General features: G+C 73.6%; 18 protein-coding genes and 1 pseudogene. 3 read left to right on the forward strand and 16 right to left on the reverse strand.

What is annotated here, in order from left to right:
• Position 1: 1 nt before the first annotated feature.
• The 3 genes from AC07AZ_RS16585 to AC07AZ_RS16595 form a co-directional block, all read right to left on the reverse strand.
• Positions 2-1171: a lactate 2-monooxygenase gene (locus AC07AZ_RS16585; RefSeq protein WP_478848280.1), complete on the reverse strand. Its 1170-nt coding sequence runs from the start codon at positions 1169-1171 to the stop codon at positions 2-4.
• Positions 1172-1262: 91 nt separating this feature from the next.
• The gene (locus AC07AZ_RS16590; RefSeq protein WP_478848182.1) at positions 1263-1481 is read right to left on the reverse strand and encodes a hypothetical protein; all 219 of its coding nucleotides are present in this window, start codon (positions 1479-1481) and stop codon (positions 1263-1265) included.
• Positions 1482-1513: 32 nt separating this feature from the next.
• Positions 1514-2110: a hypothetical protein gene (locus AC07AZ_RS16595; protein ID WP_478848184.1), complete on the reverse strand. Its 597-nt coding sequence runs from the start codon at positions 2108-2110 to the stop codon at positions 1514-1516.
• Between the two features lie 325 nt (positions 2111-2435).
• Between AC07AZ_RS16595 and AC07AZ_RS16600 the strand changes: the two genes are divergently transcribed.
• A complete protein-coding gene (locus AC07AZ_RS16600; RefSeq protein ID WP_478848186.1) occupies positions 2436-2870 on the forward strand; it encodes a protease inhibitor in 435 nt (144 codons plus the stop codon).
• 190 nt (positions 2871-3060) lie between these two features.
• On the opposite strand, the gene AC07AZ_RS16605 is transcribed toward AC07AZ_RS16600, so the two are convergent.
• The 9 genes from AC07AZ_RS16605 to AC07AZ_RS16645 all read right to left on the reverse strand — a co-directional run bounded on the left by AC07AZ_RS16605 (position 3061) and on the right by AC07AZ_RS16645 (position 14044).
• Positions 3061-3264 carry a CDGSH iron-sulfur domain-containing protein gene (locus tag AC07AZ_RS16605; protein ID WP_478848188.1) on the reverse strand — a complete coding sequence of 68 codons (204 nt, stop codon included), beginning with the start codon at positions 3262-3264 and terminating at the stop codon, positions 3061-3063.
• Positions 3245-3931, reverse strand: a complete 687-nt coding sequence (locus AC07AZ_RS16610; RefSeq protein WP_478848190.1) for a HemK2/MTQ2 family protein methyltransferase — start codon at positions 3929-3931, stop codon at positions 3245-3247. The genes AC07AZ_RS16605 and AC07AZ_RS16610 overlap by 20 nt, the downstream gene beginning before the upstream one ends.
• On the reverse strand, positions 3932-4993 hold the full coding sequence (locus tag AC07AZ_RS16615; protein ID WP_478848192.1) for an iron-containing redox enzyme family protein: 1062 nt from the start codon (positions 4991-4993) through the stop codon (positions 3932-3934). It lies immediately after the preceding gene.
• A 43-nt stretch (positions 4994-5036) separates the two neighbouring features.
• Positions 5037-6044: a Ppx/GppA family phosphatase gene (locus AC07AZ_RS16620; RefSeq protein WP_478848194.1), complete on the reverse strand. Its 1008-nt coding sequence runs from the start codon at positions 6042-6044 to the stop codon at positions 5037-5039.
• A 154-nt stretch (positions 6045-6198) separates the two neighbouring features.
• Positions 6199-7701, reverse strand: a complete 1503-nt coding sequence (locus AC07AZ_RS16625; protein WP_478848195.1) for an MFS transporter — start codon at positions 7699-7701, stop codon at positions 6199-6201.
• 188 nt (positions 7702-7889) lie between these two features.
• Positions 7890-10706, reverse strand: a complete 2817-nt coding sequence (locus tag AC07AZ_RS16630; protein ID WP_478848197.1) for an NHLP bacteriocin export ABC transporter permease/ATPase subunit — start codon at positions 10704-10706, stop codon at positions 7890-7892.
• 1 nt (position 10707) lies between these two features.
• Positions 10708-12933: an NHLP family bacteriocin export ABC transporter peptidase/permease/ATPase subunit gene (locus AC07AZ_RS16635; protein WP_478848199.1), complete on the reverse strand. Its 2226-nt coding sequence runs from the start codon at positions 12931-12933 to the stop codon at positions 10708-10710.
• Positions 12930-13736, reverse strand: a complete 807-nt coding sequence (locus AC07AZ_RS16640) for a hypothetical protein (protein WP_478848201.1) — start codon at positions 13734-13736, stop codon at positions 12930-12932. The genes AC07AZ_RS16635 and AC07AZ_RS16640 overlap by 4 nt, the downstream gene beginning before the upstream one ends.
• 92 nt (positions 13737-13828) lie before the next feature.
• Complete coding sequence (locus tag AC07AZ_RS16645; protein WP_478848203.1) at positions 13829-14044, reverse strand: type A2 lantipeptide; 216 nt, start codon at positions 14042-14044, stop codon at positions 13829-13831.
• 839 nt (positions 14045-14883) lie between these two features.
• Between AC07AZ_RS16645 and AC07AZ_RS16650 the strand changes: the two genes are divergently transcribed.
• Positions 14884-16281: a S1 family peptidase gene (locus AC07AZ_RS16650; protein ID WP_478848205.1), complete on the forward strand. Its 1398-nt coding sequence runs from the start codon at positions 14884-14886 to the stop codon at positions 16279-16281.
• 271 nt (positions 16282-16552) lie between these two features.
• Here the strand turns inward: AC07AZ_RS16650 and AC07AZ_RS16655 are convergent, their stop codons facing one another.
• Complete coding sequence (locus tag AC07AZ_RS16655) at positions 16553-18712, reverse strand: PP2C family protein-serine/threonine phosphatase (RefSeq protein WP_478848282.1); 2160 nt, start codon at positions 18710-18712, stop codon at positions 16553-16555.
• A 342-nt stretch (positions 18713-19054) separates the two neighbouring features.
• Here AC07AZ_RS16655 and AC07AZ_RS16660 point away from each other — a divergent pair, with 342 nt between their 5' ends.
• Positions 19055-19663: a LuxR C-terminal-related transcriptional regulator gene (locus tag AC07AZ_RS16660; RefSeq protein WP_478848207.1), complete on the forward strand. Its 609-nt coding sequence runs from the start codon at positions 19055-19057 to the stop codon at positions 19661-19663.
• Between the two features lie 240 nt (positions 19664-19903).
• On the opposite strand, the pseudogene AC07AZ_RS16665 reads toward AC07AZ_RS16660, so the two are convergent.
• From AC07AZ_RS16665 to AC07AZ_RS16675, 3 genes and pseudogenes are all read right to left on the reverse strand, one after another.
• Positions 19904-21130 (reverse strand): annotated as a pseudogene (locus AC07AZ_RS16665) (ATP-binding cassette domain-containing protein); the annotation flags it as partial.
• Between the two features lie 380 nt (positions 21131-21510).
• The gene (locus AC07AZ_RS16670; RefSeq protein WP_478848210.1) at positions 21511-23364 is read right to left on the reverse strand and encodes an ATP-binding cassette domain-containing protein; all 1854 of its coding nucleotides are present in this window, start codon (positions 23362-23364) and stop codon (positions 21511-21513) included.
• A gap of 115 nt (positions 23365-23479) precedes the next feature.
• Positions 23480-23593 (reverse strand): SapB/AmfS family lanthipeptide, encoded by a 114-nt coding sequence (locus tag AC07AZ_RS16675; RefSeq protein ID WP_478848212.1) that lies wholly within the window; start codon positions 23591-23593, stop codon positions 23480-23482.
• Between the last annotated feature and the right edge of the window lie 8 nt (positions 23594-23601).

Here is a 23601-nt window from a genome sequence, read left to right on the forward strand (position 1 = left end):
CTCAGCCGGAGTGCTCGTGGAGGTCCGCGGGGCCGACGGTGGCCGGGCCGGCGTGTCCGGACAGCGCGAGGGTCAGGTCCAGTTCGGCGAGCAGGCAGCGGATCACGTGCTCCACGCCGGACTGGCCGTCGAGGCCCAGACCGTACACGTAGGGCCGGCCCAGGAGGACCGCCCGCGCGCCCAGGGCGAGCGCCTTGAAGACGTCGTCACCGGTGCGTACCCCGCTGTCGAACAGGACGGTGAGCCGGTCGCCCACCGCCTCGGCGACCCGGGGCAGGGCGTCGGCCGCCGCCACCGAGCCGGCGACCTGGCGTCCGCCGTGGTTGGAGACCACCACGCCGTCCATCCCGGCGTCGGCGGCGAGCCGGGCGTCGTCCGGGTGCAGGACACCCTTCAGCACGATCGGACCGTCCCAGTTCTCCCGTAGGAACGCCAGGTCCGGCCAGGTCTTGGCGGGGTCCGCGAACATGCCGACGAAGTGCATGACCGCCGCGTTCGGGTCCTCGTGCACCGGCTTCGCCAGACCCGCCAGGAACGCCGGGTCGGAGAAGTAGTTGGCGGTGCCCACCCCGTGCAGGAACGGCAGGTACGCCTGGTCGAGATCGCGCGGCCGCCAGGACAGCAGCGGTGTGTCCAGCGTGACGAACAGCGCCGTGAACCCGGCCGCCTTCGCCCGCCGCAGGAAGCTCCGGGCCACTTCCGGGTCTTTCGGCCAGTACAGCTGGAACCAGCGCTCCGCGTCCCCCATCGCCTCGGCCACCTGCTCCATCGGCGTGCTCGACGCGGACGACAGGACGAAGGGCACGCCCTGCGCGGCGGCGGCCCGGGCGGCGGCCGGCTCGGCGTCCGGATGCATGATCGACAGCACGCCCACCGGCGCCAGCGCCAGGGGGGCCGGCAGGGCGCGGCCCAGCACCTCGACCGACAGGTCGCGTTCGTGCACGTCCCGCAGCATCCGCGGGACGATGCGCCGGCGTTCCAGGGCGGCCCGGTTGGCGCGCGCCGTGCTTCCGTCCCCGGCGCTGCCCGCCACATAGCCGACCGGGCCGGGGCCCAGGCGCCGCTCCGTGAGCTCTTCCAGCCGGGTCAGGTCGGTGGGCAGCCGGGGGACCGCACCCGACATCCCGTTGAGGTAGATCTCGTACTGGAAGTCCGCCCAGTGCCTGGCCATGCGTACGTCCCGCCTCTCGTCGTCGGGCACGCGCCGCAGCCGGCACACGCGCCGCACGCCGACGATACCGGGCGGTATGCGGGGCGGCTGATCAGACCCCGGCCGCTGATTCCCGCAGGACACGCGCCAGTTCACGCGGCCGGGAGATCATCGGCCAGTGGCCGGTGGACAGCCGCACCAGCTCCCGGCCGTGGTCGCGCACCAGCGCGCCGCCGCCGACGAGCATGGCGATCTGCTCGTCCGTCAGCCTCTCGCCGCGTGGTCGTCGGTGGTCGCCCGGCCGGCCCGAGTGGAACGACTCCCCTGCCAACGGAGGCGTACGGCGGCTGGTCCGGAGGCCGCTCAGTCCTCGGGGGCGTCCTTCGAGGGGGCCTCGGCGGGGGCGTCCTGCGGCTCTGTGCCGGTGCCGGTGCCGGTGTCGGTGTCCGGTCCCTGGGCGCGTACCCGCCGCACGTGTTCCAGGGACTCGCGCAGTTCGCCGAGCCAGTCGTCGGTGTGGCGCTGCACCAGGCGCACGCACCAGGCGAGGGCGTCGCTGCGACTGCGGGCGACCCCGCCGGCGATGAGGGTGTCGAGGACCTGACGCTCGGGCTGCCGCAGCCGGGTCATGACGGGGGCCGCCACATGGGTGAACAGGGCGCGCCGGTCACCGCACTCCACGCCCCAGGAGACCTTCCGGCCGAAGCGGTGCTCGGCCTCGCGGGCCACCGCGATCCGGTCCTCCCTGCTGCGCTCACGGAACTCCTGGATGCGGCTCTCCAGGGCCGCGTCCCGTTCGGTGGCGGGTGCGTTCCCGGCGAGCCGCGGTGCCGGGATGCGGCCGACCACGGTGATCTCCTCCCGGTCGACCGTGACCTCGGCCGGGGCCTCGAACAGGTCGTCGGGCAGCCGGCCGGCGAACCAGCCGCTCAGCTTCTCTCGTTGCTCGGTTGTAATCATGTAATGACCATTACTCGGCCGCAGCGTGAACGCAAGGCTTCGCGGCGGAGTGCGCTCAGGGCTGAAGCGGAATGTTTCAGGACTATTAACGAACAGGGGTGATCCGGCCATCTGGCGCCATGACGTGATCAAGAACCGCCTGGTTCCGGCATTGGAACGTTCGAATTCCGTGACTTCTTGCCACTGATTCAATACGCAAGGTTACTGAAACCCATGGGGTCGATGTGAGATTCGGCGCCGGACTCGGCAGACTCGCGCTCGCCGCTCCGAGCCACATCCGGCCCGACGCGGCACCACTCCCGAACCAAGCGGAAGGATGCACACAATGCGGAACACCGCGCGCTGGGCAGCGACTCTCACCCTCACGGCCACCGCCGTCTGCGGGCCCCTCACCGGCGCCGCCCTCGCCGCCCCGCCCGCCTCCCCGGCCGGGCTCTACGCCCCCTCGGCCCTGGTCCTCACCATGGGCCACGGCGAGGGCGCCGCCGGCGTGACCCCCGAACGGGCGGTCACCCTGAGCTGCGCTCCGACGGCCTCCGGCACCCACCCGGCCCCGGCGCTCGCCTGCGCGGAACTCCGGCGTGCCGACGGCGACTTCGACGCCCTGGCGGTCGGGGACGACGTGACGTGCACCAAGGAGTACGCCCCCGTGGTCATCACGGTGGACGGAGTCTGGCGCGGCAAGCGCGTCTCCTACGAGCGCACCTTCGCCAACGAGTGCGTGAAGAGCTCCCTCGGGGCGAGCGTCTTCGCGTTCTGAGACCGGGATCGCGCGGGCCTCGTGAGCGCCGAAGAGGCCCGCCTATGGGGAGTGCGGGTCCCTGTCGCGGGGCCGTGCGATCTCGCACCGGGGGCCGGCGGGCGGAGTGGGGCCACCCGCCGGCACCTCGGCTTTCGATACGACGGGTTCAGCGTCCTCGATCCGACGGGCTGAACGCCCTCGACCGGGCTCAGTGCCGGTCGCGGTCGCGGTGGCTGGTGTCGCACCAGGGATAGCGCCGGCTGCGGCGACAGGTGCACAGGGCCACCTGGAAACGGTCGGAGGACACCGTGGTCCCGTCCTCCAGCTCCACCTCCACCGGGCCCTCCACCAGCAGGGGCCCCCGGCGCTGGACCTTGATCCGGCGCGGCGGCTCAGACGGGGAGTTCGGCACGGACGACCACCAGCTCTTCCTTCGCCTCGGCGGGCGACAACAGCCCGCGTTCCCGCAGCCAGCCCGCCCGCGAGCGCAGGACCGGCCCCAGGTCGATACGGCTGCGCCGGGTGACGGCGGCCTTCAGCCCCGCCGAGCGCAGACGCCCCACCGTCAGCTCCGGATCGCTGAGCGCCGAGTGCACCATCAGGAGCACCCCGCCGGGACGCAGCAGTCCGGGTGCCTCCCCGCAGATCCGGTCCAGGACCAGCCGGCCGTCGTGGCCCGCGTCCCAGGCCCGGGCCCGGCCGCGCGCCGGTACCGCCGCCGTGGGCGCCGGTACATAGGGCGGATTGCTGAGGATGAGGTCATAGGACCGGTCCCGCACCGCCTCGAAGAGGTTTCCGTGGCGGATGCGCACCGGCACGCCGGACAGCCAGGCGTTGAGCCGGGCCGTGTACACCGCGCGCCAGGAGACGTCCACCGCCGTCACCCGGGCCCCACGCCGGGCGGCCGCCAGCGCCAGCGCGCCGGTCCCGGTCCCCACGTCGAGGACGTCGGCGCCCGGCCTGAGCGGTTCTTCTGACAGAGCTCCGGCCAGCAGGGCCGTGTCCTCCTGCGGGGCGTACACGCCCGGGAGCGCCAGATGCGGTCTCAGTGAGTTCACCCCGCCCAGGTACCCAGGCATTCAGGAAATATGGGAGGAACCCGAAGCGACGGCCGACGGCAGCGGCGTGCGCAGCGAGGACCGCCCCGCGCGCCAGTCGGAGAGCAGGCGCGCGGCGAGCCGGTCCTCGACGAGGGCGGTCGCGTCGATGCCGAAGGCGACGTCGGCGGCGAGATGCGGCTCCTCGGCCAGCAGACCGCCGATGACCTCGTGACGTACGACCTGCTCGTGGACCGCGTCGGCCTCGACGTGCTCGTCGTAGAAGTGCTCGGCGGCGGGGCCGGCCTGCGTGCGGCGCATGGCCTCCGCCAGCCGTCGCGAGCCGGGGGAGGAAGTGATCTCGACCGATGCGAAATGGCCCACGAGGGCGCCCCTGAGCGCCCGGTGCAGGCCGAAGAGGGACATCAGGTTCACCGTGGCCAGGACCTCCGCGCAGGCCGCGTCGAGGTAGTGGCCGTAGGTGGTGTCCAGGCCCAGGTCCGTCATCAGGTCGGCGAACAGGCGGGCGTGCACCCGGTCGGGGCGGCCGCCGCCGTACTCGTCGAACTCCACCGCCGCCATCCCCGCCTTGGCCCTGCCCCACAGCCTCGGCAGCACCCAGGCGTGCGGGTCGGCCTCCTTCAGGTGGTAGAGGGAGCGCTGCGCCGCGTACTCGCGCACCTGCCACAGCTCGCCCTTGTCCCGCAGGAAGTGCGAGACGCCTGCGCCGTCGACCGGCTCGACCAGCAGGTCGGCGAGGGCGTCCTCGACGCTGTCGTGGGCCACGGCGTCCGCGCGCAGCGCGGACAGGAAGCGGTGCTCCAGGGCCGCGCGGGTGCGCAGCAGCTCCGGGTCCCACTCGCGGTCGCCGGACACGCCCGCGAAACCGCGGTAGTGCAGTTCGTAGCAGAGATACAGGGCCAGCTGGAGGTCGTCGCCGTGGACGTCCGCGCCGACGGCGTCCTCGTGGCGCGGCAGGGGGCCGGTGTCCAGCAGATACGCCATCACCGCGGCGGAGACCGGGCCTCGCGCGGACGGCAGCCGTGGCTCAGGACCTTCAGCTGTTTCGGGCTGCTTGCCGGACCGCTTGTCCCGGGCTGGCATGGGGATGCTCCTCTCTCCTGTGCGGCAGGGTGCGACCGCGGGGTCAGCCGGTCGGGGTGGCGATGCGCAGGGGCACCGGTTCGGGGGTGGCGAGCTCCTCGTCGCGGCGGGAGATCTCCGCCCACCAGGAGGCGCCGTCCTCGATGTGGCGCAGCAGGATGCCCTCGCGGATCGCCCAGGGGCAGATGGTGACCGACTCGATGCCGACCAGTTTCATCGCGGTGTGGCCCACCAGGGCGCCGGCCAGGCTCTGGCCGGAGCGCGGCGCGGAGATGCCGGGCAGCAGGGCGCGCTCGGCGGCGGGCAGTGCGGCCAGCCGGCCGATGGCGGTCCCGAGGTCCGCGCGGTGCAGCTGCCGCTCCACGAAGGGGCCGTGTCGACCGGGCGGGGCTCCGCACAGCCGTCCCAGCTGCTGGAAGGTGCGGGAGGTGGCGACCGCCAGGCGCGGGCCCTCCCAGCGAATACGCGCCGCCGCGTCCCGCAGCTGGTGGCGGACCTTGCGGCGCAGTGCCCGCAGCTGCTCGGTCGTGGGCGGGTCCTGGTCCTCGAAGAACTCATGGGTGAGCCGGCTCGCGCCCAGGGGCAGCGACACCGCGAAGTCGGGCAGCCGGCCGCGTCCGAAGGCGAGCTCCAGTGAGCCGCCGCCGATGTCCAGCAGTGCCAGGGGTCCCGACCGCCAGCCCATCCAGCGGCGGGCGGCGAGGAAGGTGAGCTCGGCCTCGACCTCGCCGGGCAGGGTGCACAGGTCGACGCCGGTCCGCTCCCGGACGGTGTCGAGCACCTCCTGCCGGTTGGGGGCGCTGCGCACCACGGCGGTCGCGAAGGCGACGGGGCCGGCCGCGCCCCACCGGGTCGCGGTCCTGCTCGCCTCGGCGACGGCGCCGACGAGGCGTTCGACGGCCTCCGCGGGGACGGGCTCGCCCGGCTTCACGTCGTCCGACAGCCGCAGACGCCACTTGGCGGTGTGCACCGGCAGGGGCACCCCGCCGGCCGTGTCCGCCACCACGAGTCTGACCGTGTTCGATCCGACATCCACCACGCTGATTCGCATGAAGCGGTGAGTACCCGGTTACACGGGGACCCAACAGCGGAACCGGCGGGTCGTGGGTCACATCCAGCCAGGCGGGCCGCGGGTTCCGTCCGGGCGCCGGGCGCGCGAAGGGGCCGCCGTCTCCCTGATGACGGCGGCCCCTCGGCGAGCGGTGCTACATGTGGACGACCGGAGCGGCGTCCGGGTCCTGCTGCGGCACCCCGCGGCGGAAGAGCACGAAGGCGATGACGGTACCGGCGGCGAAGAAGCCGGCCGACCACCAGAAGGCCGTGGTGTAGCTCTCGATCGTCGCCTGGGCCTGGACCGCCCTGCTCGTCACGTCCCGCCCGGCCAGGTAGTTCGTGGCGGCGGTGGCGGCGAGGGTGTTGAGCAGCGCCGTACCGATGGAACCGCCCACCTGCTGCATGGCGTTGACGGTGGCGGACGCCACGCCCGCGTCCTCGGCGGCGACCCCGCCGGTGGCCAGCTGCATGGCCGGCGGCATGACCAGGCCGAGGCCCAGGCCGATCACGATCAGCTGCGGCAGCACCGCGGACGTGTAGGCGGAGGCGGTACCGATCCCGGTCAGCCAGGCCATGCCGACCGCGGCGATCGCGAAGCCCAGCGGGATGACGGCCTTCGGTCCGAGCCGCGGCACCAGGACCGTGGTGCCCACCTGCGCCGCGACCATCAGCGCCGCGACCATCGGCAGGAACGCCACACCGGTCTTGGTCGGGCTGAAGCCCAGGTTCAGCTGGAGGTAGTAGGTGAGGAAGAGGAACACGCCGAACATGCCCGCGCCGGAGATCAGCACCGCCAGGAAGGACGCGGCCCGGTTGCGGTCGAGCAGGATGCGCAGGGGCAGCAGCGGGTGCGCGGCCCGGGTCTGCCACCAGGCGAAGGCGGCGAGCAGGAGTCCGCCCGCTGTCAGGAAGCCCCAGGTCCGCGCGGAGTCCCAGTCGTGGGTCTCCGCGTTGGAGAAGCCGTAGACGAGGGAGAACAGGCCCGCGGCGACCAGGAGGGTGCCGGGCACGTCGAGCTTGGAGTTCGCGGCGTCGCGGTGGTTGTCCAGCAGGACCCAGCCGCCCGCGAAGGCGACGACGGCGATGGCCACGTTGACGTAGAGGGTCCAGCGCCAGTCGAAGGCGTCGGTGAGGACACCGCCGAGCAGCAGGCCCACCGCGCCGCCCGCGCCGGCGATGGCGCCGTACACGCTGAACGCCTTGGCCCGCTCGCGGGCCTCCGTGAACGTGGTGTTGAGCAGGGAGAGCGCGGCGGGGGCGAGGAGTGCGCCGAAGGCACCCTGCAGGGCGCGGGCGGTGACCAGCATCCCGAAGCCGTTGGCGGCGCCGCCGAGCGCGGAGACCGCGGCGAAGCCGACGACACCGATCAGGAAGGCGGGCTTGCGGCCGAAGAGGTCGGCGATACGGCCGCCGAGCAGCAGGAGGGAGGCGAAGGCCAGCGCGTAGGCGGTGACGATCCACTGCCGGTTGCCGTCGGAGAAGCCGAGGTCGGCCTGGGCCGAGGGCAGGGCGATGTTCACGATGGTCGCGTCCAGGACGACCATCAGCTGCGCGAGGGCGACGACCGCGAGGATCCACCAGCGCTTCGACGAGGGTTCGGGTGGTGCGCCGGCGACACCTTCGAGGGTGCCGTCGGCGAGGGTCTTCTGGGACATGGGGGAGCCACTCCAGGGAAGTCGTGCGGGGGCCTCGCGCAAGGGATGCCGTCGGACCGGGCCGGACTTGAACGAAACTGTTTCGTACGCGTCGAGGCTAGACCACTGTCAGCGAAACGGCAACGTTTCGCTGGCGCCTCCGCGTGGCCGCGGACCACTCCCGCGCCGCTGCTTCCCGCGCCGGCACGTCAGGCCAGCTGCCGCCTCACCAGCTCGTGCAGCCGGCTCCCGGGGTCCGCGAGCAGCGCCGCGGGCGGGCCCTGCTGGACGACCTTGCCGTCGTCCATGACGAGGACCCGGTCGGCGTCCAGCACCGTCGACAGGCGGTGCGCGATGACGATCCGGGTGGCGTCGAGGGCCTTGGTGGACTCGATCACGGTGCGCTGCGTCTCGTTGTCGAGGGCGCTGGTCGCCTCGTCGAGGAAGAGGATGCGGGGGCGGCGGATCAGCGCCTGAGCGATCATGAGGCGCTGGCGCTGGCCGCCGGAGATCGCGCCACCGTCGGAGACGATCGTGTGCAGGCCCATCGGCATCCGCCTGATGTCCTCCGCGAGCCCCGCCATCTCGGCCGCCGCCATCGCCTCCTCCGGCGTGCACGGTTCGGTGCCGCTGATGACGTCCAGCAGCGATCCGGTGAAGGGCTGCGCGTGCTGGAGCACCACACCGCACTGCCGGCGCACGGCGGACCGGTCCAGCGCCCCGAGGTCCTGGCCGTCGTAGAGCACGCTGCCGGAGACCGGGTCGTCGAAGCCGATGAGCAGCCGCAGCAGCGTCGACTTGCCGCAGCCGCTCGGGCCGACGACGGCCACGAACTCGCCCGGCCGGACCTCGAAGGAGACGTCGTCGAGGACCAGGGGACCGTCGTCGGCGTACCGGAACGACAGCCGGCGCGTCTCGATCGCCCCGGACAGCGGTCCCGGCCGGGTGCTCGCCGTGCGCACCTCGGGGGTCGCGTCGAGGACCGGCCTGATCTCCTCCAGCAGCGGCAGCGCGGCCACCGCCGACACGAAGGCGCCGGTCAGCTGGGTGACGGAGGTCAGCAGCATCGTCACAGAGGTGTTGAACGTGAGGAACGCGGCGGCCGACATCGCGCCGCGTGCCGGACCCGCGAGGAGCATGAACATCAGCAGGGTGCACAGCGGCAGGTACACCGCGCCCATCACGGTCGTGAGGTTCTTGATGCGCCCGACCTTCTGCTGGAGTTCACGGCTGCGCGCGAACTGGGAGGCCCAGGCCGCGTACGCGTAGTTCTCGGCGGCCGCCACCCGCAGCTTCGGCAGCCCGCGCAGCGTCTGGAACGCCTGGTTGTTCAGCTTGTTGCCGAGCACCACCAGCCGCCGCTGCCAGCGCACCTGCCACAGCCCGAGGCCGAGGAACCCGGCGGCGATGACGACGAGCATGCCGATCGCGGCCAGTGCCATCGGCGCGCTGAACCAGAACAGCAGCCCCAGGTTCATCGCGCCCACGGTCACCGACTGCGCGACCACCGGCCCGACTCCCGCCAGGAGCCTGCGGATCGCGCTGACACCCATGGCGGCGCTCGCCAGTTCGCCCGTCGAGCGCCCGGCGAAGAACCTGGTCGGCAGCCGCAGCAGACGGTCCCACACGGCGGGCTGGAGGGTGGCCTCGATGCGGCCCTCCAGCCGCAGGATCGTCAGGTTCTCCAGCAGCATGAAGGCCGCCGCCACCACACTGCTGATCATCACCGCCAGACAGACCTGGGCGATCGGGCCCTGCTGGGCCTTCGGCACGTACTCGCCGAGCACCTTGCCGGTGGCGATCGGCACCAGCGCCCCGATGGCCACCGTGACCAGGCCGGCCAGCAGGAGGTTCGTCAGGTCGCCGCGTACGCCCCGCATGCTGAACCGCAGCAGCCCGAGCGCCCCGAGCCGCCGCTCGGGCAGTGGACGGTAGAACATCACCGCGCGCGGCTCGAACTCCTCGGCGTTGGCCTTCTCCACGGGTGTCTCCCGGCCGGTCGCCGGATGCACCGCCACATATCCGGCGCGCCGCCACAGCAGCGCGACCGGAGCGCCGGACAGGGCCCGGTGGCCCACCAGGGGGCCGATGTCGTTGCGCCACCAGCGGCCGTCCAGGCGGACGGAGCGGACGCGGACCCGGGAGGCGAGGGCGATCCGCTCCACCGGGTCGAGGCGGTCGCTCTCGGTGCCGCTCCGGGCGGGCTCGGCGAGGGTGATCCCGGCCGCGCGGGCGACCAGCGCGCAGGCCGCGTAGGAGGCGTCCGCGTCGGCGGCCGTCACGCGGTGCGCGGACCGCCCGCCGATGGACGCCAGCAGTGTCCGGTCGGCCTGCGCGCGGACCGCCTCACCGGCCCTGATACCCGCGGCGGTCCGCGTCTCGTGGGTGCGTTCCCGCTGCTCGATCCACCGGTCCAGCGTGGTCAGCAGCCGGTACTGCTGGTCGACCATGCTCTGCCAGACCGCCGGGTCCGTCAGCAGGTCGGCCGCCGCCTCCGCGCCGTACAGCGAGCCGTACTGCACACTGCCCGGCGGTACCTGCATCCAGAAGACGTCGTCGTCCGAGGCGGCCGTGGCTCCCTCGGTGGCCGTCGGCGCCTGGAACAGGACCGTCAGACCACGGCCGACGCCCAGCGCCAGGGCGTGCTCCAGCGGGCTCGACGCCGGCGGTACGTACTGGGGGTTGCCGTAGGCGTCGTAGGACCAGGTCTGCGGGTGCGGGGGCTGGTACAGCTCGCGCAGGGCGATGCGGCGCACCACGCAGTCGCGCAACGGGCGTGCCACCAGCGTGTGCCGGGGCCCCGCGACCGGGCCCAGCAGCAGCGCGCCCGCCTCCAGCCGGCCCAGGTGGTGCCAGTGGCCCCGCTCCTGCGCGTCGACGGCGAACAGGTCGACGGCGCCGGCCGCGACCAGCCACAGCACCTGCGGCCCCTCCAGGTCGAGCCGGTTGAGGCCGGAGCAGTCGACGGGCGTGCCCGTCGCGCCCAGCGCCCCGAGCACCAGATCGCCCTCGCCGACGGTCGTCATCTCACCGCTCCCTGACCAGCGCGGCGTACGCGCCACCGTGTGCCACCAGCGCGTCGTGCCGCCCGCGCTCCACGATCGTGCCGTGCTGGAGCACGACGATCTCGTCGCTGTCGCGCACCGTGCTGAGCCGGTGCGCGATCACCACGCAGGCACAGCCACGCCTGCGCAGGTTGTCCATCACGATCTGCTCGGTCTCCGCGTCGAGCGCGCTCGTGACCTCGTCCAGCACCAGGATGCTGGGCCCACGCACCAACGCCCGCGCGATCTCGAGACGTTGGCGCTGCCCGCCGGAGAAGTTACGGCCGTCCTGCCCGACCCGGCTGTGGATGCCACCCGGGCGGCGCATGACGACGTCGTACAGGGCGGCGTCCCGCAGCGCGTCCACGACCGCCTCGTCCGGGATCGAGGGGTCCCACAGCGTCACGTTGTCGCGGACGGAGCCCTCGAAGAGGAACACGTCCTGGTCGACGAAGGAGACGGAGGCCGCGAGCGCCCCGCGCGGAATGTCCTCCAGGCGCCGTCCGTCGATGCGGATCACGCCCTCCCACGGTGTGTACAGACCCGAGATCAGCCGTGAGACGGTGGACTTGCCGCTGCCCGAGCCGCCGACCAGGGCCACCTGCTGCCCCGGGCCGACCGTCAGGTCGAAACCCGTCAACAGCGGCTTGTCCAGCGGGCTGTAGCCGAAGGAGATGTTCTCCAGCTCGACGTGCCCGTGCAGGCGGCGCGTGGACTCGCCGGCGCCGGGACGGCCGTAGAGCGGGTCGGCCCGGAAGTTCTCGACGTCCTTCAGCCGGGCCACGTCGGCCGCGAAGTCCTGGATGCGGCCCGCGACGCCGTTCAGCCGGGTGATCGGCGCGGTGAACCGGGTGACCAGCGCCTGGAAGGCGACCAGCAGACCGACCGAGATCCCGCCCTCCAACGCCCGCATTCCGCCGATCCACAGGATCAGCCCGCTGTTCAGGGACGCCAGGGTCGGCGCGACCACGCCCAGCCAGGCGCTCGGCACACCGAGCCGCTGCTGCTCCTCCAGGGTGGTGGCGTGCTGCCCGGCCCACTTGCGGAAGTAGCCGTCCTCACCGCCGGTCGCCTTCATCGTCTCGATCAACTGCAGGCCCGTGTAAGCGGTGTTGGTGAGCCGGGCGCTGTCGGCGCGCAGCTTGGCGGTACGGGTGGCGCGCAGCCGCACGACGACCCGCATGGCCACCACGTTCAGCAGGGCCACGGCGATCCCGACGAAGGTCAGCTGCGGATCGTAGGTGTACAGCAGGACCGCGTAGAGCACCACGACCACGGCGTCCACGCCCGCCGCCGCCAGGTCGCGGGCCAGTGTCTCGGCCACGGCGTCGTTCGACTGGAGGCGCTGCACCAGGTCGGCCGGGCTGCGCTGGGAGAAGAAGGTGACGGGCAGCCGCAGCAGATGGCGCAGGAAGCGGGCGCTGGAGAGCGTCGAGGAGATGATCCGGCCGTGCAGCAGGTTCGCCTGCTGGAGCCAGGTCAGCACGAGCGTGAGCAGTACGCACGTCCCCATCGACGCGAACAGCACGCCCAGCAGAGAGGTCTGATCACCGATCAGGAACATGTCGATATAGGTACGGCTGAGCGCGGGGACCGCCGCGCCGACCGCCACCAGCAGCAGACTGGCCAGCACCGCGGCGGGCATCGTGCCCGCGGTGCCGCGCATCCGGGCCGGCATGGCGCCGAGCAACCCCGGCCTGCGCCCGCCCCGTTCGAAGTCCGCACCCGGCTCCAGGACCAGCACCACACCGGTGAAGCTGGTGTCGAAGTCCTCCATCGGCACGAAACGCCGGCCCTTGGCCGGGTCGTTGACGTACACCCCGCGGCGGCCGAGACGCCGGCCCATGCCGTCGTAGACGACGTAGTGGTTGAACTCCCAGAACAGGATGGCGGGCGAGCGCACCTCGGCGAGGGCCGCGGTGTCCATCTGCATGCCCTTGGCCGTCAGGCCGTAACCGCGGGCCGCCTTCAGCAGGTTGCTCGCGCGAGAACCGTCCCGGGAGACCCCGCAGGCGATCCGCAGCTCCTCCAGCGGGACATGCCGGCCGTAGTGGCCGAGGACCATCGCGAGGGACGCGGCCCCGCACTCCACGGCCTCCATCTGGAGCACGGTGGGCGTGCGGACGCTCTTCCCCCGCCTGGTGGGCACCGGGCGGCGCGGCGGCGGTGCGGCACGGCGCCTGCCCCGGGTCTCCTGCGCGGCACTCACGGCAACAGCCAGTCGACGGGGCGCTGGTCGGCCAGCCGGATCGAACCCGTGGCCATGGTCATGGAGGTGAGGGCGAACGGCGGCCCGCCGGCGGACGACCACCGGTAGCCGCTCTTCGTGCCGGCCGACCGTTCCAGCCGGACGAGGACGGCGACGGGCCTGCCGTCCTTCGTGAACTGCTCACCGAGCTGGCTGTCGCCGAGGAACGCGGAGATCTCCTGCGCCGACTGGGGGGAGCGGTCCACCGACTTCACCCGGCCGCGGAGCACCCCGTACTGCTGGGTGGGCACCGACTGGACGGTCAGGTCCACGGCCGCGCCGGCGGGGATGGCGGCCGCGTTCTGGGCGGGCACGTACACCGTGGCGTACAGCGGGTCCGAGGCGCGGGCGACCTTCTCCACCGCGGCGACGTTCGCGCCGGTCTGGATGATCTGCCCGATGGTCGCGGCGAGCGCGGTCACGCGTCCCGCGGCGACGGCGCGCACGACGGTGTCGCCCCTGGCCGTACGGACCTTGAGGACGGGCGCGCCGGCGGGCAGGCGTTCGCCCTGCTCGGCGAGGACCGCGGTGACCTGGCCGGCCGCGGGGCTCTGCAGGAGGTAACTGCCCTCCCCGTGCGTGAGGACGGCGGGCGCGCCGACGGTGGAGGCGACGGAACCGGTGACCGCCCAGACGGAGGCGGCCGCGACGACGGCCACCGTCACGGCGAGGGCCAGCCAGCCCTGGGGGCGGGCGAAACGCACCGGAAGGTCGAGCTCCTCGGGCGACTGGAGCTTGGCGAGGGCCTGTTGGCGGAACTGCAAGGAACTTCCCTCACCTGTGCGAGAGATCTTCTACGACGTTGAGAAGTCCCGGAGCCGGTGACGGCTCCGGGACTCCCGGCAACAAGGTGCGGTCAGAGACCGGCGACCAGGCCCGCGACCGGGGCGGTGTTGAGGCCGGTGACACCCTCGACGGTGCCGACGACCGTGTTGACCAGGCCGGAGACCGGGGCAACGCCGTCCACCAGGCCGGTGACGGTGCCGACGGCGTTCAGGGACAGACCGCCGGAGACGTTGTCGAGCTCCGCGTCGGAGATCTCGACGGTCTCAACCTGGGGGGTGGAGTTCATGGGGGGACTTCCCTTCATACGGATGTTCACAAGGGGGGAGCGGCCCCCTCTGGGGACAGATGACGGCCGCGACCGCGGGCGCCGGGCGTCCGTTGTCCCGAAGCCCTTGGCGGCTCCCGCGGTGCGATGGATCAAAGCACGCGGCGGGTCGGCGCATCCAATCAACCAGACGTCCCACCAGCGCATTTGTGTCCCCGTGGCGCCGAACCGTGCAGGAGTGCGCACGGCTCGGCGGCGACTTCTTCACATGTGGCACGGCATCACCGCGTACCACCCCTTGCCGGGCGCGCGCGAATGCGACACACCTCGCCAATGGCATGGGCGGCACCGGCGGCTTGTGCAGATCCCCCGAGCGTGGTGAGCCCGTCGCGCACGGGATGTGCAGATTCGCTGAAGCCGGGATTCCGCTCCGCCTGACGGACGCCGGGTGACCAGTTGGTCACTCAGCGCCTCCGTCCGTGATCCCGTGGGCACTTGGCCCCGCGGGCGTCTTTCGGTCCGACGGCGCGCACACCGTGGCGGCGCGCGCCCCGGGCGGGCCCGACGCCTCGTCAGCCGGCGTGATCCGCTCCCAGGACGCTCGAACTGGGCCTGCGTGTCGAGTCCTTGGGCGAGGGCCACGCGACCCCGCTTCCTGCCCTGGTCAGCGGGGCCGGCCGGAGTGTTCCCGGCCCCGCCCGACCGGACGCGGACCGTGGCCGATTCGCATCCGCACAAAGTTTGTCGGGGTCCGGCATTGAACGCCCCACGGAGCCCGTGCGTACCAACAGCCATCCAGGCGCCCCACACAAGCTGCCGAACGGCGGCACACACTCCGGTCCCTCAGGAGGTCGAGAAGTTTGAGTCACAAGCGAATTCCGAAGCGCAAGGCCGCCATCGCAGTGGGCGGCGTCGCCGCCCTGGGAGCAGCCGCTCTCCTGCTGCCGAACGCCAACGCGTCCCAGGACAGCGGAACGAACGGCGCTTCCGTCAAGACCTTCAAGGCGGACGACGCCTCGGATCTCGCCTCGCAGCTGCAGAACCTGCTCGGCGACGCCTTCGCGGGCTCGTACTACGACGCCGCCAGCAAGCAGCTCGTCGTGAACGTCGTGCCCGGCGACAACAACAACGTGATCGTGCAGGCCAAGAAGGCCGGCGCGGCCGTCCGCGAGGTCGACAACAGCCTCGCCGAACTCGCCGCCGGAGCGAAGACGCTCAAGGCCGAGGCGACCATCCCGGGCACCGCCTGGGCCGTCGACCCCAAGACGAACAAGATCCTCGTCACCGCGGACAGCACGGTCACCGGCAGCAAGTGGGACACGCTGGAGTCGACCGTCCAGGGCCTCGGCTCGAACATGGCGACCATCAAGAAGTCGGCCGGGACGTTCAAGACCTTCGTCTCGGGCGGTGACGCGATATTCGGCGGCGGCGCGCGCTGCTCGCTCGGCTTCAACGTCACCGCGGGCGACGGCAGTCCGGCGTTCCTCACCGCGGGCCACTGCGGTGTCGCGGCCAAGACGTGGTCGGACGCGCAGGACGGTCAGCCGATCGCCACCGTCGACCAGGCCACCTTCCCCGGCGACGGCGACTTCGCGCTCGTGAAGTACGACGACCCGGCCACCGTGGCGCCGAGCGAGGTCAACGTCGGCGGTGGGAAGACCGTCCAGATCGCCCAGGCGGAGGAAGCCACCGTCGGCACCCAGGTCTTCCGGATGGGCAGCACCACCGGCCTCAACGACGGAACGGTCCTCGGACTCGACGCCACCGTGAACTACCCAGAGGGCACCGTCACCGGTCTCATCCAGACCGACGTCTGCGCCGAACCCGGCGACAGTGGCGGCTCGTTGTTCACCCAGGCCGGCGGCGCGGTCGGCCTGACCTCGGGCGGCAGCGGCGACTGCACGGCCGGCGGCGAGACGTTCTTCCAGCCGGTCACCACCGCCCTCACGGCGGTCGGCGCGACCCTCGGCGCGGGTGACGCGGCCGGCGGCGCGGGCGACCAGGCCGGCGGCGCCGGCGACCAGGCGGGCGAGCAGGCCGGTGGCGACGCGGTCGGCGGTGACCAGACCGGCGGTGACGCGGTCGGCGGCGAGCAGGCCGGTGGCGACGCGGTCGGTGGTGACCAGACCGGCGGTGACGTGGTCGGCGGTGACGACACCGGAACCGGTACGGGTACCGGCGACAACACGGGTACCGGCGACGAGACCGGCACCGGTACCGGCACGGCGGACGACTCCGGGGCGACGCAGTCCCAGTGAGCCATCCCGGTCTCTGAGCCACCGGCTCACCGAGCCCCCTCGGCCGCCGCGTCACGAGCTGCCGAGTCACCGGCACGGAGACTCACAGGTTCACCGAGCCACAGGTTCACCGAGCCACAGGTTCACCGAACCACTCAGCCGAGTCACTGGTTCACCGAGTCACTCGGTCACACAGCTCCACCGTTCCGGACCCGCCCGCGGTCCGGCCGGCGGTGGATCGGTCCGGCCCTCCGGCGGGAGGGCCGGACCGCTGTGCGTGAGGGGGCACCGCTCAGTCGGCCCCCCGCGCCCTGAGCAGCAGCAGCGCGACGTCATCGAGCCGTTCCCGGGTGGCCGCGCTGTGCCGGACGACGTGGTCGGCCAGTTCGTCCAGCGGCCACTCGCCGGCGTCGGCGAGCCGCTGCCCGAGGTCGGCGAGCGCGTCCTCCAGATCCACCCCCGGCGCCTCGATCAGCCCGTCGGTGTAGAGGACGAGCACCGAGCCGGGGGCGAAGTCGACCTCCGTCGTCGGATACGTCGCCGAGTCGTCGATGCCGAGCAGCGGACCGCCGGCGAGGTCGAGCACCCGTACCCGGCCGTCCGGCCGTCTCAGCAGTGGGGGCGGGTGCCCCGCACGGGACATCACGGCCCGCCCGCGCGCCGGATCGAGCCGCAGGTACAGGCAACTGGCGAACAGGTCGGAACCCAGGTCGATGAGCAGCCGGTTGGTGCTGCGCATGACCTCCTCGGGTGGCTGCCCGACGGTCGTGTACGCGCGGACGGCGGTACGGATCTGCCCCATCATCCCCGCCGCCGTCACGTTGTGGCCCTGCACGTCACCGATCACCGCGGCCGCCGCACCCCGCGTCGGCACCAGGTCGTAGAAGTCACCGCCGATGTCCATGCCCTGGGTCGCGGGGAGATAGCGGGCGGCCGCGTCGATACCGGGCAGCGACGGCAGGGAGTGCGGGAGCAGGGCCTCCTGCAGGCCGTGGGCCAGCTGGTGCTTGGCGTCGTAGAGCTGGGCCCGCTCCAGGGCCTGCGCGATCAGCCCGCCGAGACTGGTGAGCACGGCCCGCTCGTCCGCGGGGAAGGGGTGCGTGTCGGCGTAGGCGAGCAGACATGTGCCCACGGGGCGTCCGGAGGCGATCAGCGGCAGGTAGGCCCAGGCCGCGAAGCCGTCCGGCGCCGCGTACCGGGTCGGGTAGAGGCGTTCCAACTGCTGCCGGGACTCGAAGAACGCGGGCAGCCCCGACTTCAGGACCTGCGTGCCGGGCGTCTGCTCGGCCAGCGGCAGCCCGTCGAACCGCCGCACGATGTGCTGCGCGTCCGGATAGCCCCGGTGGCCCAGCACGTGCAGCCGGCCGCTCCGGGAGCCGAGGACGACCAGCGCCTGACTGCCGACGGCCGGGGCGATCTCGTCCGCGACCAGCTGCACCACGTCCTGCACCCCCACGGCCTCGGTCAGCGCACCGGCCAGCGACAGCACCTGGGAGATGGTGACCAGCCGGGACGGGGCGTCGCCAAGCTCGGGCGGCCCGCGCCGGTTCATCTCCGTCACGGCCCGCGCCCGGCTGATGCGCACGCTCAGCCCGGTCCTGCTCGGGTACATACGGAACGACAGCCACGCGCCGGGCGGGCGCAGCGCCACGAACGAGGTGGTGTCCTGGCTGAGCAGCGCGGCCCGGTAACGGTCCTCGTACACCGGGTCGTTGAGCCAGGGCACCGACGCCCACAGCTGGGCGCCGAGCAACCGGCTCACCGGTACGCCGATCAACTCGGCCGCCGCCGGGTTGGCGAAGCTCACCCGGCCGTGCAGATCGAGCGAGCACAGTCCGTACGGCAGCCGCGCCACCATCCGGGCCGCCTCCAGCGTGCCGGGCGCGCCGGCCGCACCCGTGAGCGGTGACCCGGCGAGCAGATCCGGCTCGGGGTGCAGCGGGTGGTTCTCCGCGATGGCCCGCTCCAGCCGGACCGCGAGCCGGTCGCAGGCGGCCGTCAGATGGTCGCGGTCCCGGCCGGACAGCTCGGGGGGATGCGAGCCCGGCCAGGTCACGAAGATCGCGCCGTACACGGTGGACTCGGTCGCGACCGGCAGGGCGGCCAGGGCGAAGGGGTAGGGCAGCACCACGGCGATCCGCGGATAGCGGGCCGCCATGTCCTCCTCGCCGCCGACCCACACCAGGCGCCGTTCGCGCACCGACTCGGCCACCGGGATCGGGGCGCTGAGGCCCACCCGCTCCCAGGGCGCGGCGAACGCCCGGGGCATCCCGGCCATGACCGCCATCTCCAGTACGGGCTCGTCGGCCGCCATCAGGTACACCGCGCCCGAGTGCGCGTCGACCTCCTCCATCATCGAGGCCAGGGCGAGGGACAGCAGCGGCCGGCCCACCCGCGTCCGGGAGGTCGCCGGTGCCTGCGCGGACGGTCGTCCGTCGGACACGCCGACCACCTCCCTCGGCACGGGGTTCGGCGCACCGGACGCCACCGACACCGCCGCCGCGCGACGGGTCCCGGGAACAAATCTGCCTCCTGGCGGCCCGTCGCGCACGGTGGGAGCCGCGGCGGCGGCGCCCGGACACGGCGATGCCCGGGACGCGGGACGGTGGCCGGCCTACCCCGACGGGCCCCGCCCATTCCCCCTCGCTGGATGCGCGCCCAGCGGTACGGGCGCCGTGTGTGCGCCCCCGCGCTCCCCGTTGGCCGGAACTTCGCGCCCTTCAGCGGTCACGGACCTATACAACTGGGCACTGGTTGAGGACCGAGAACCGGCGGGCAAGCTGAAGGGGCGGCAGTGATCCGGGTGCTTCTGGTGCACGACGCGTGTCTTGTGAGATCGGTTTTGGCGGAGTGGTTACGCCGGGAACCGGACCTGGGGGTGTACGACACTCCGTGGCGCAGCGCTTCGACCGGCGTACGGGCGGTACGGCCGGACGTCTGCGCGGCCGACCTGGAGTGCGAGGAGGCGTACGGCCTCCCGCCGCTCGGCGAGCTGTGCGCGCGCGGTCCGGGGCCGGCCAGGCCGAGGCTGCTGGTGCTCGCCGACGCGAACCGGCCGGGTCTGCTGAAGAGGGCGCTGGAGGCGGGCGCGCTCGGCTATGTCGACAAGTGCGGCTCGCCGGAACACCTGGTGAACGGCATCCGTGACGTCGCCAAGGGGAAACGTTTCGTTGACGACTCGCTGGGCTTCGGCTTCCTCAAGGCCGCCGAGATGCCGCTGACCCGCCGCGAGCTGAGTGTGCTAACCCTCGCGGCCGAGGGCGCCTCCATCGCCGAGATCGCCGGCAACCTGCACCTGTCCCACGGGACCGTGCGCAACTACATGGCCGCCATCACCCGCAAGACCGGGGCCCGCAACCGCATCGACGCGATCCGGATATCGCAGGGGGAGGGCTGGCTCTGACGGCCCGGCGGGCCCGGGCGTCCAGCCGCCGACCAGGTCGCGGTAGAGCGCCGAGCACCGCACGAGCTCGTCGTGGGTCCCCTGCGTCGTGTCCCGGCCGTCCATCACCAGCACCCGGCCGGCCCGGCGGGCCGAGCTGATCCGGTGCGCGACCACCAGCAGAGTTCCGCCGGGCCGGCGCGCGAACGCGTCCTCCGCGCGCTGCTCCGCCCGCGGGTCCAGGTGGCAGGTCGCCTCGTCCAGCAGCACCAGGGGGGCGTACGACAGATAGGCCCGGGTCAGCGCGATCAGCTGCCGCTCGCCGGCGGACAGCGCGGCGGGCTCGACCCGGGCCGGCGGGCCGCCGAGCCGTTCGAGCAGCGGGGTGAGACCGACCGCGTCTGCCGCGGCGAGCAGTTCCGTCTCCGGCACGGGGTCCGGCCGCAGGTGGCCGAGGTTCTCGGCGAGGGTGCCCGTGAACACGTACGCCTCCTGCGGGATGAGCACCCGGCGGGCGGCCGCCCGCCGGCCGGGCACCGGCCACCCGCACACCCGGATCGTCCCGTGACGCGGCCGGAGTACGCCCGCCACCAGTGCCGTCAGTGTCGACTTGCCGATACCGCTCGGACCGACCACGGCCAGATGGGCTCCGGCCGGCAGGACGAGGTCCAGGTCCTGGATCACGGGGACGGCGGCCGGCCCGTAGGCGAAGGTGACGGAGCGCAGGGTGAGGGCGGGGGCGCGCTCACCGGCGCGTTCGGGCGCGGTGCGGTACGCCTGCCGCGTGGGCGCTGTGGGCACGGCGGCAGGCGGAGGGCCCGCGGAGTCGTCGGGGCTGTCCGAGTCGTCGGGGCCGTCGGGGCCGTCGGAGTCATCGGGGCCAGGGGGGCTGCTGTGCGGCTCCGGACGCTCCGGTCGGGCCGCCGGAACCTCCGGCCGGTGACCGGACCGGTCCGGTACGAGACGTCGCAGGACCACCGCGAGGCGGGAGCCGCTCGTGCCCAGGCCGTGGACCAGGTTGTTCAGGGCGGGCAGCAGGGACTGCGTGACGTACGCGAGGGCGCCGACCAGGCCGCCCGCCGTGACGCCGTGGGCGAGGAGCCAGGGCGCGGTGACGAGCAGCAGCACGATCGGCAGCTCCCCGCCGAGCGCGAGGGCGGCCACCCGCAGCGCGCCGAAACGGGCGAGGGAGCGGGCGGCCCGCAGCTCCGCGTCCACCAGGGTCCCCGTGTCGGCGGCGATCCGGTGCTCCGCCCCGGCCGCCGTGATGTCCCGCAGTCCCGGCCCGACCACGCCCAGCCGGTCGGCCAGGGCCTCGTCGGCGCGGAGGAAGGACTCCTGCCTGCGGGCCAGCGGTCGCAGGGTCGCCGCGAACAGGCCGACGCCGGCGAGCAGCGGCGGACCGACGACGAGCAGCAGCAGCGGGTCGAGCGAGAACAGCCCGACCAGGGCGCCGGCAGCGGTGAACACGAAGGACCGGGAGACCATCACCAGTCCGGCGAAGGTGTCCCGGGCGATCTCCACCTGCTGGGTGAGGCCCGAGAGCGCGCCCCGGTCCGCCTCCCGTATCCCGCGCTCGACCACGCGCGTGACCAGCCGGTCCCGGAGCGGTTCGACGAGCGCGGCGACGGCGGCGTACACGCGCGCGGTGCCGTACGCCCCGGCGACGACGCCGAGGGCCGCCACCGCGAGCCAGCCGACTCCGGCCTCGGCACGCCCCCGCAGGAAGCCGTCGTCGAGGGCGCGGGCGGGCGCGTAGCCGAGGAGGAACGTCTGCCCGGTCTCCAGCACCGACCAGCCGACGAGCCGCACCACGACCGCCCACCGCTCCCGCAGAAACCCGACCCCCCGCCACCACACCCCGCCCCTCACGCCGGCCCCCCGGCCGCCGGACCCCGGACGGTGGAGCCGGCGACCGCCTCTTCTCCGCCCGCCCCGCTGCTGACCGCCTCCCCGCCCTCCGCCGGGCCGCCGCCCCCGCGCTCGCCCGGCGCCGCTTCACGCTCCCTGTCGGTGGGCGGGCCGGGTTCGAGGGGGTCGGTGCCGAATGCCGCTCGGTACTCCGGGATTCGCCACAGGTGGGTGTGGGGGGCCATCGCTCGGAGGCGGCCCGCGTCCAGCCAGGCCACCGTGTCGGCGCGGGCCGCCGTCGTCGCGCGGTGGGCGACCAGCAGGCGGGTGGTGCCCAAGCCGCCGCTCAGCAGGGCGTCGGTGATGTGCGCCTCGGTGACCGTGTCCAGGCTGGAGAGGGCGTCGTCGAGGATCAGCAGGCGGCCCCCGTGGGCGAACGCCCGTGCCAGACCGAGGCGTTGGGCCTCCCCGCCGGAGCACGGGGCGTCGGCGCACGCGGTGGCGTACCCCTCGGGCAGACGGCGTACGAAGTCGTCCGCGCGGGCGGTGCGGGCCGCCTCCCGGACCCGGGCGGCAGAGGGGGGCGTGGGGCCGAGCCCGATCGTGTCGGCGACGGTGGCGCCCAGCAGGGCGGGGCGTTCGAAGGCGTAGCCGACGGCCCGGCGCAGCTCGTCGTGGGCCAGCGCGGGCAGCGGGACGCCGTCCAGCAGCACCTCCCCGGCGTCCGGGTCGGTCAGGCGGCCGGCGACCGCGGCCAGCAGCGACTTGCCCGTGCCGGAGCGGCCGACCACGGCGAGCGCCGTCCCGCCGGGGACGACCAGGTCGACGCCGTCGAGCACGGTGCGTCCCCCGCGCCGGACGCTCACCCCGCGCAGCTCCAGCCGGCCGGGACCGGGCGGCAGCCGGCGCTCGCCGTGCGCGGGGGCCGGTTCCGTCATGACCTCGTCGAGGCGGACGGCCGCCGCCCGGGCGCGGGCCAGCGCCGCGAGCCGGCCGACCAGCATGCCCACACCGCTCGCCAGGACCGCGTAGCGGGAGGCCGCCAGCACCTCGCCCAGGGACAGCCGGTGCCGGGTGAGCAGGACGCCCGCCACGGCGACGACACCGAGCTGGAGCAGCGGCGCGACGGCGACGGCCTGGCCCGCGGCCCGGCCCTGCACCCGCCACATCTCGTGGCCCGCGCGGGACAGGTCCGGCAGCGGACGCAGGACGCGCGCCGTCTCCTTGCCGGCCGTACCGGCCGCGGCGATGGTGCGGTGGCCGTCGACGGCCTCGGCCAGCGCGCCCGCGATCAGCCCCTGGGCCCGCTGGTAGCGCTCCACGCACCGCGAGGTGTCGCGGGCGAAGGCGCGCAGCAGCAGCGTGAGCACGGGGGCCCCGGCGAGGAGGACGGCCGCCAGCCACCCGTCGATCAGGCCGAGCGCGACCGTCGCCCCGAGGGGCCCGGCGAGCGCGGCCAGCAGGGCGGCGCGGGAGGCCGGCGCGGTGCCGGCCTGGGCCGCGTTGCCGACGAGCCGCGCCACGAGGTCTCCCGGCCCGAAGCGGGCGGCCGCCCTCGGGCCCACGGCCAGTACGTGTCCGGTGAGCCGGCGGCGCAGCCACGCGGTGGTGCGGGCGTCGACGGTGGCGCCGAGCACGGTCTGGCAGGCGTCGAGCAGGGCGAGCAGCAGGACGAGCGACGCGCAGTACAGCACCCAGCGGCCGGCCGGGTCCCGCGCCAGCAGCAGGTCCAGGGTGCGGCCGAGCGCGGCCGGCAGCAGCAGGCCGGTCCCGGTCGCCGCGACGCTCAGCAGGCACAGGGCCAGGCAACGGCCGCCGCTGTGGCGGGTGGCGGGGCCCAGCAGCGTGGGGGTGGGCGCACGGGTCGTCATACGGCTGCGGCCCTCGCATCCGGGATCGAGGAGGTGGCTGGGGTGGGCGAAGGACCCCGGGCGGCCCCTCCCTCGCGGGAGCGGGTCGCCCGGGGCCCCGGTTGCGCGGCGTCCGTCAGAGACAGAGCAGGACGCTCGCCGCGCTGATGCAGGAGAGCAGGCTGACCGTGCTGTCGCCACCTCCGGTGTGCTCGTCGGACTCCATCGTCTGCAGGTCGAGAAGTGCCATGTCTGTTA

Source organism: Streptomyces sp. NPDC043878 (assembly GCF_056435735.1).

Excerpts from the sequence above, each read along its gene's own strand:
- AC07AZ_RS16585 (WP_478848280.1), bottom strand. The coding sequence starts at position 1,171 with ATGGCCAGGCACTGGGCGGACTTCCAGTACGAGATCTACCTCAACGGG.
- AC07AZ_RS16595 (WP_478848184.1), bottom strand. The coding sequence starts at position 2,110 with ATGATTACAACCGAGCAACGAGAGAAGCTGAGCGGCTGGTTCGCCGGC.
- AC07AZ_RS16600 (WP_478848186.1), top strand. The coding sequence starts at position 2,436 with ATGCGGAACACCGCGCGCTGGGCAGCGACTCTCACCCTCACGGCCACC.
- AC07AZ_RS16610 (WP_478848190.1), bottom strand. The coding sequence starts at position 3,931 with ATGCCTGGGTACCTGGGCGGGGTGAACTCACTGAGACCGCATCTGGCG.
- AC07AZ_RS16615 (WP_478848192.1), bottom strand. The coding sequence starts at position 4,993 with ATGCCAGCCCGGGACAAGCGGTCCGGCAAGCAGCCCGAAACAGCTGAA.
- AC07AZ_RS16620 (WP_478848194.1), bottom strand. The coding sequence starts at position 6,044 with ATGCGAATCAGCGTGGTGGATGTCGGATCGAACACGGTCAGACTCGTG.
- AC07AZ_RS16625 (WP_478848195.1), bottom strand. The coding sequence starts at position 7,701 with ATGTCCCAGAAGACCCTCGCCGACGGCACCCTCGAAGGTGTCGCCGGC.
- AC07AZ_RS16630 (WP_478848197.1), bottom strand. The coding sequence starts at position 10,706 with ATGACGACCGTCGGCGAGGGCGATCTGGTGCTCGGGGCGCTGGGCGCG.
- AC07AZ_RS16645 (WP_478848203.1), bottom strand. The coding sequence starts at position 14,044 with ATGAACTCCACCCCCCAGGTTGAGACCGTCGAGATCTCCGACGCGGAG.
- AC07AZ_RS16670 (WP_478848210.1), bottom strand. The coding sequence starts at position 23,364 with ATGACGACCCGTGCGCCCACCCCCACGCTGCTGGGCCCCGCCACCCGC.
- AC07AZ_RS16675 (WP_478848212.1), bottom strand. The coding sequence starts at position 23,593 with ATGGCACTTCTCGACCTGCAGACGATGGAGTCCGACGAGCACACCGGA.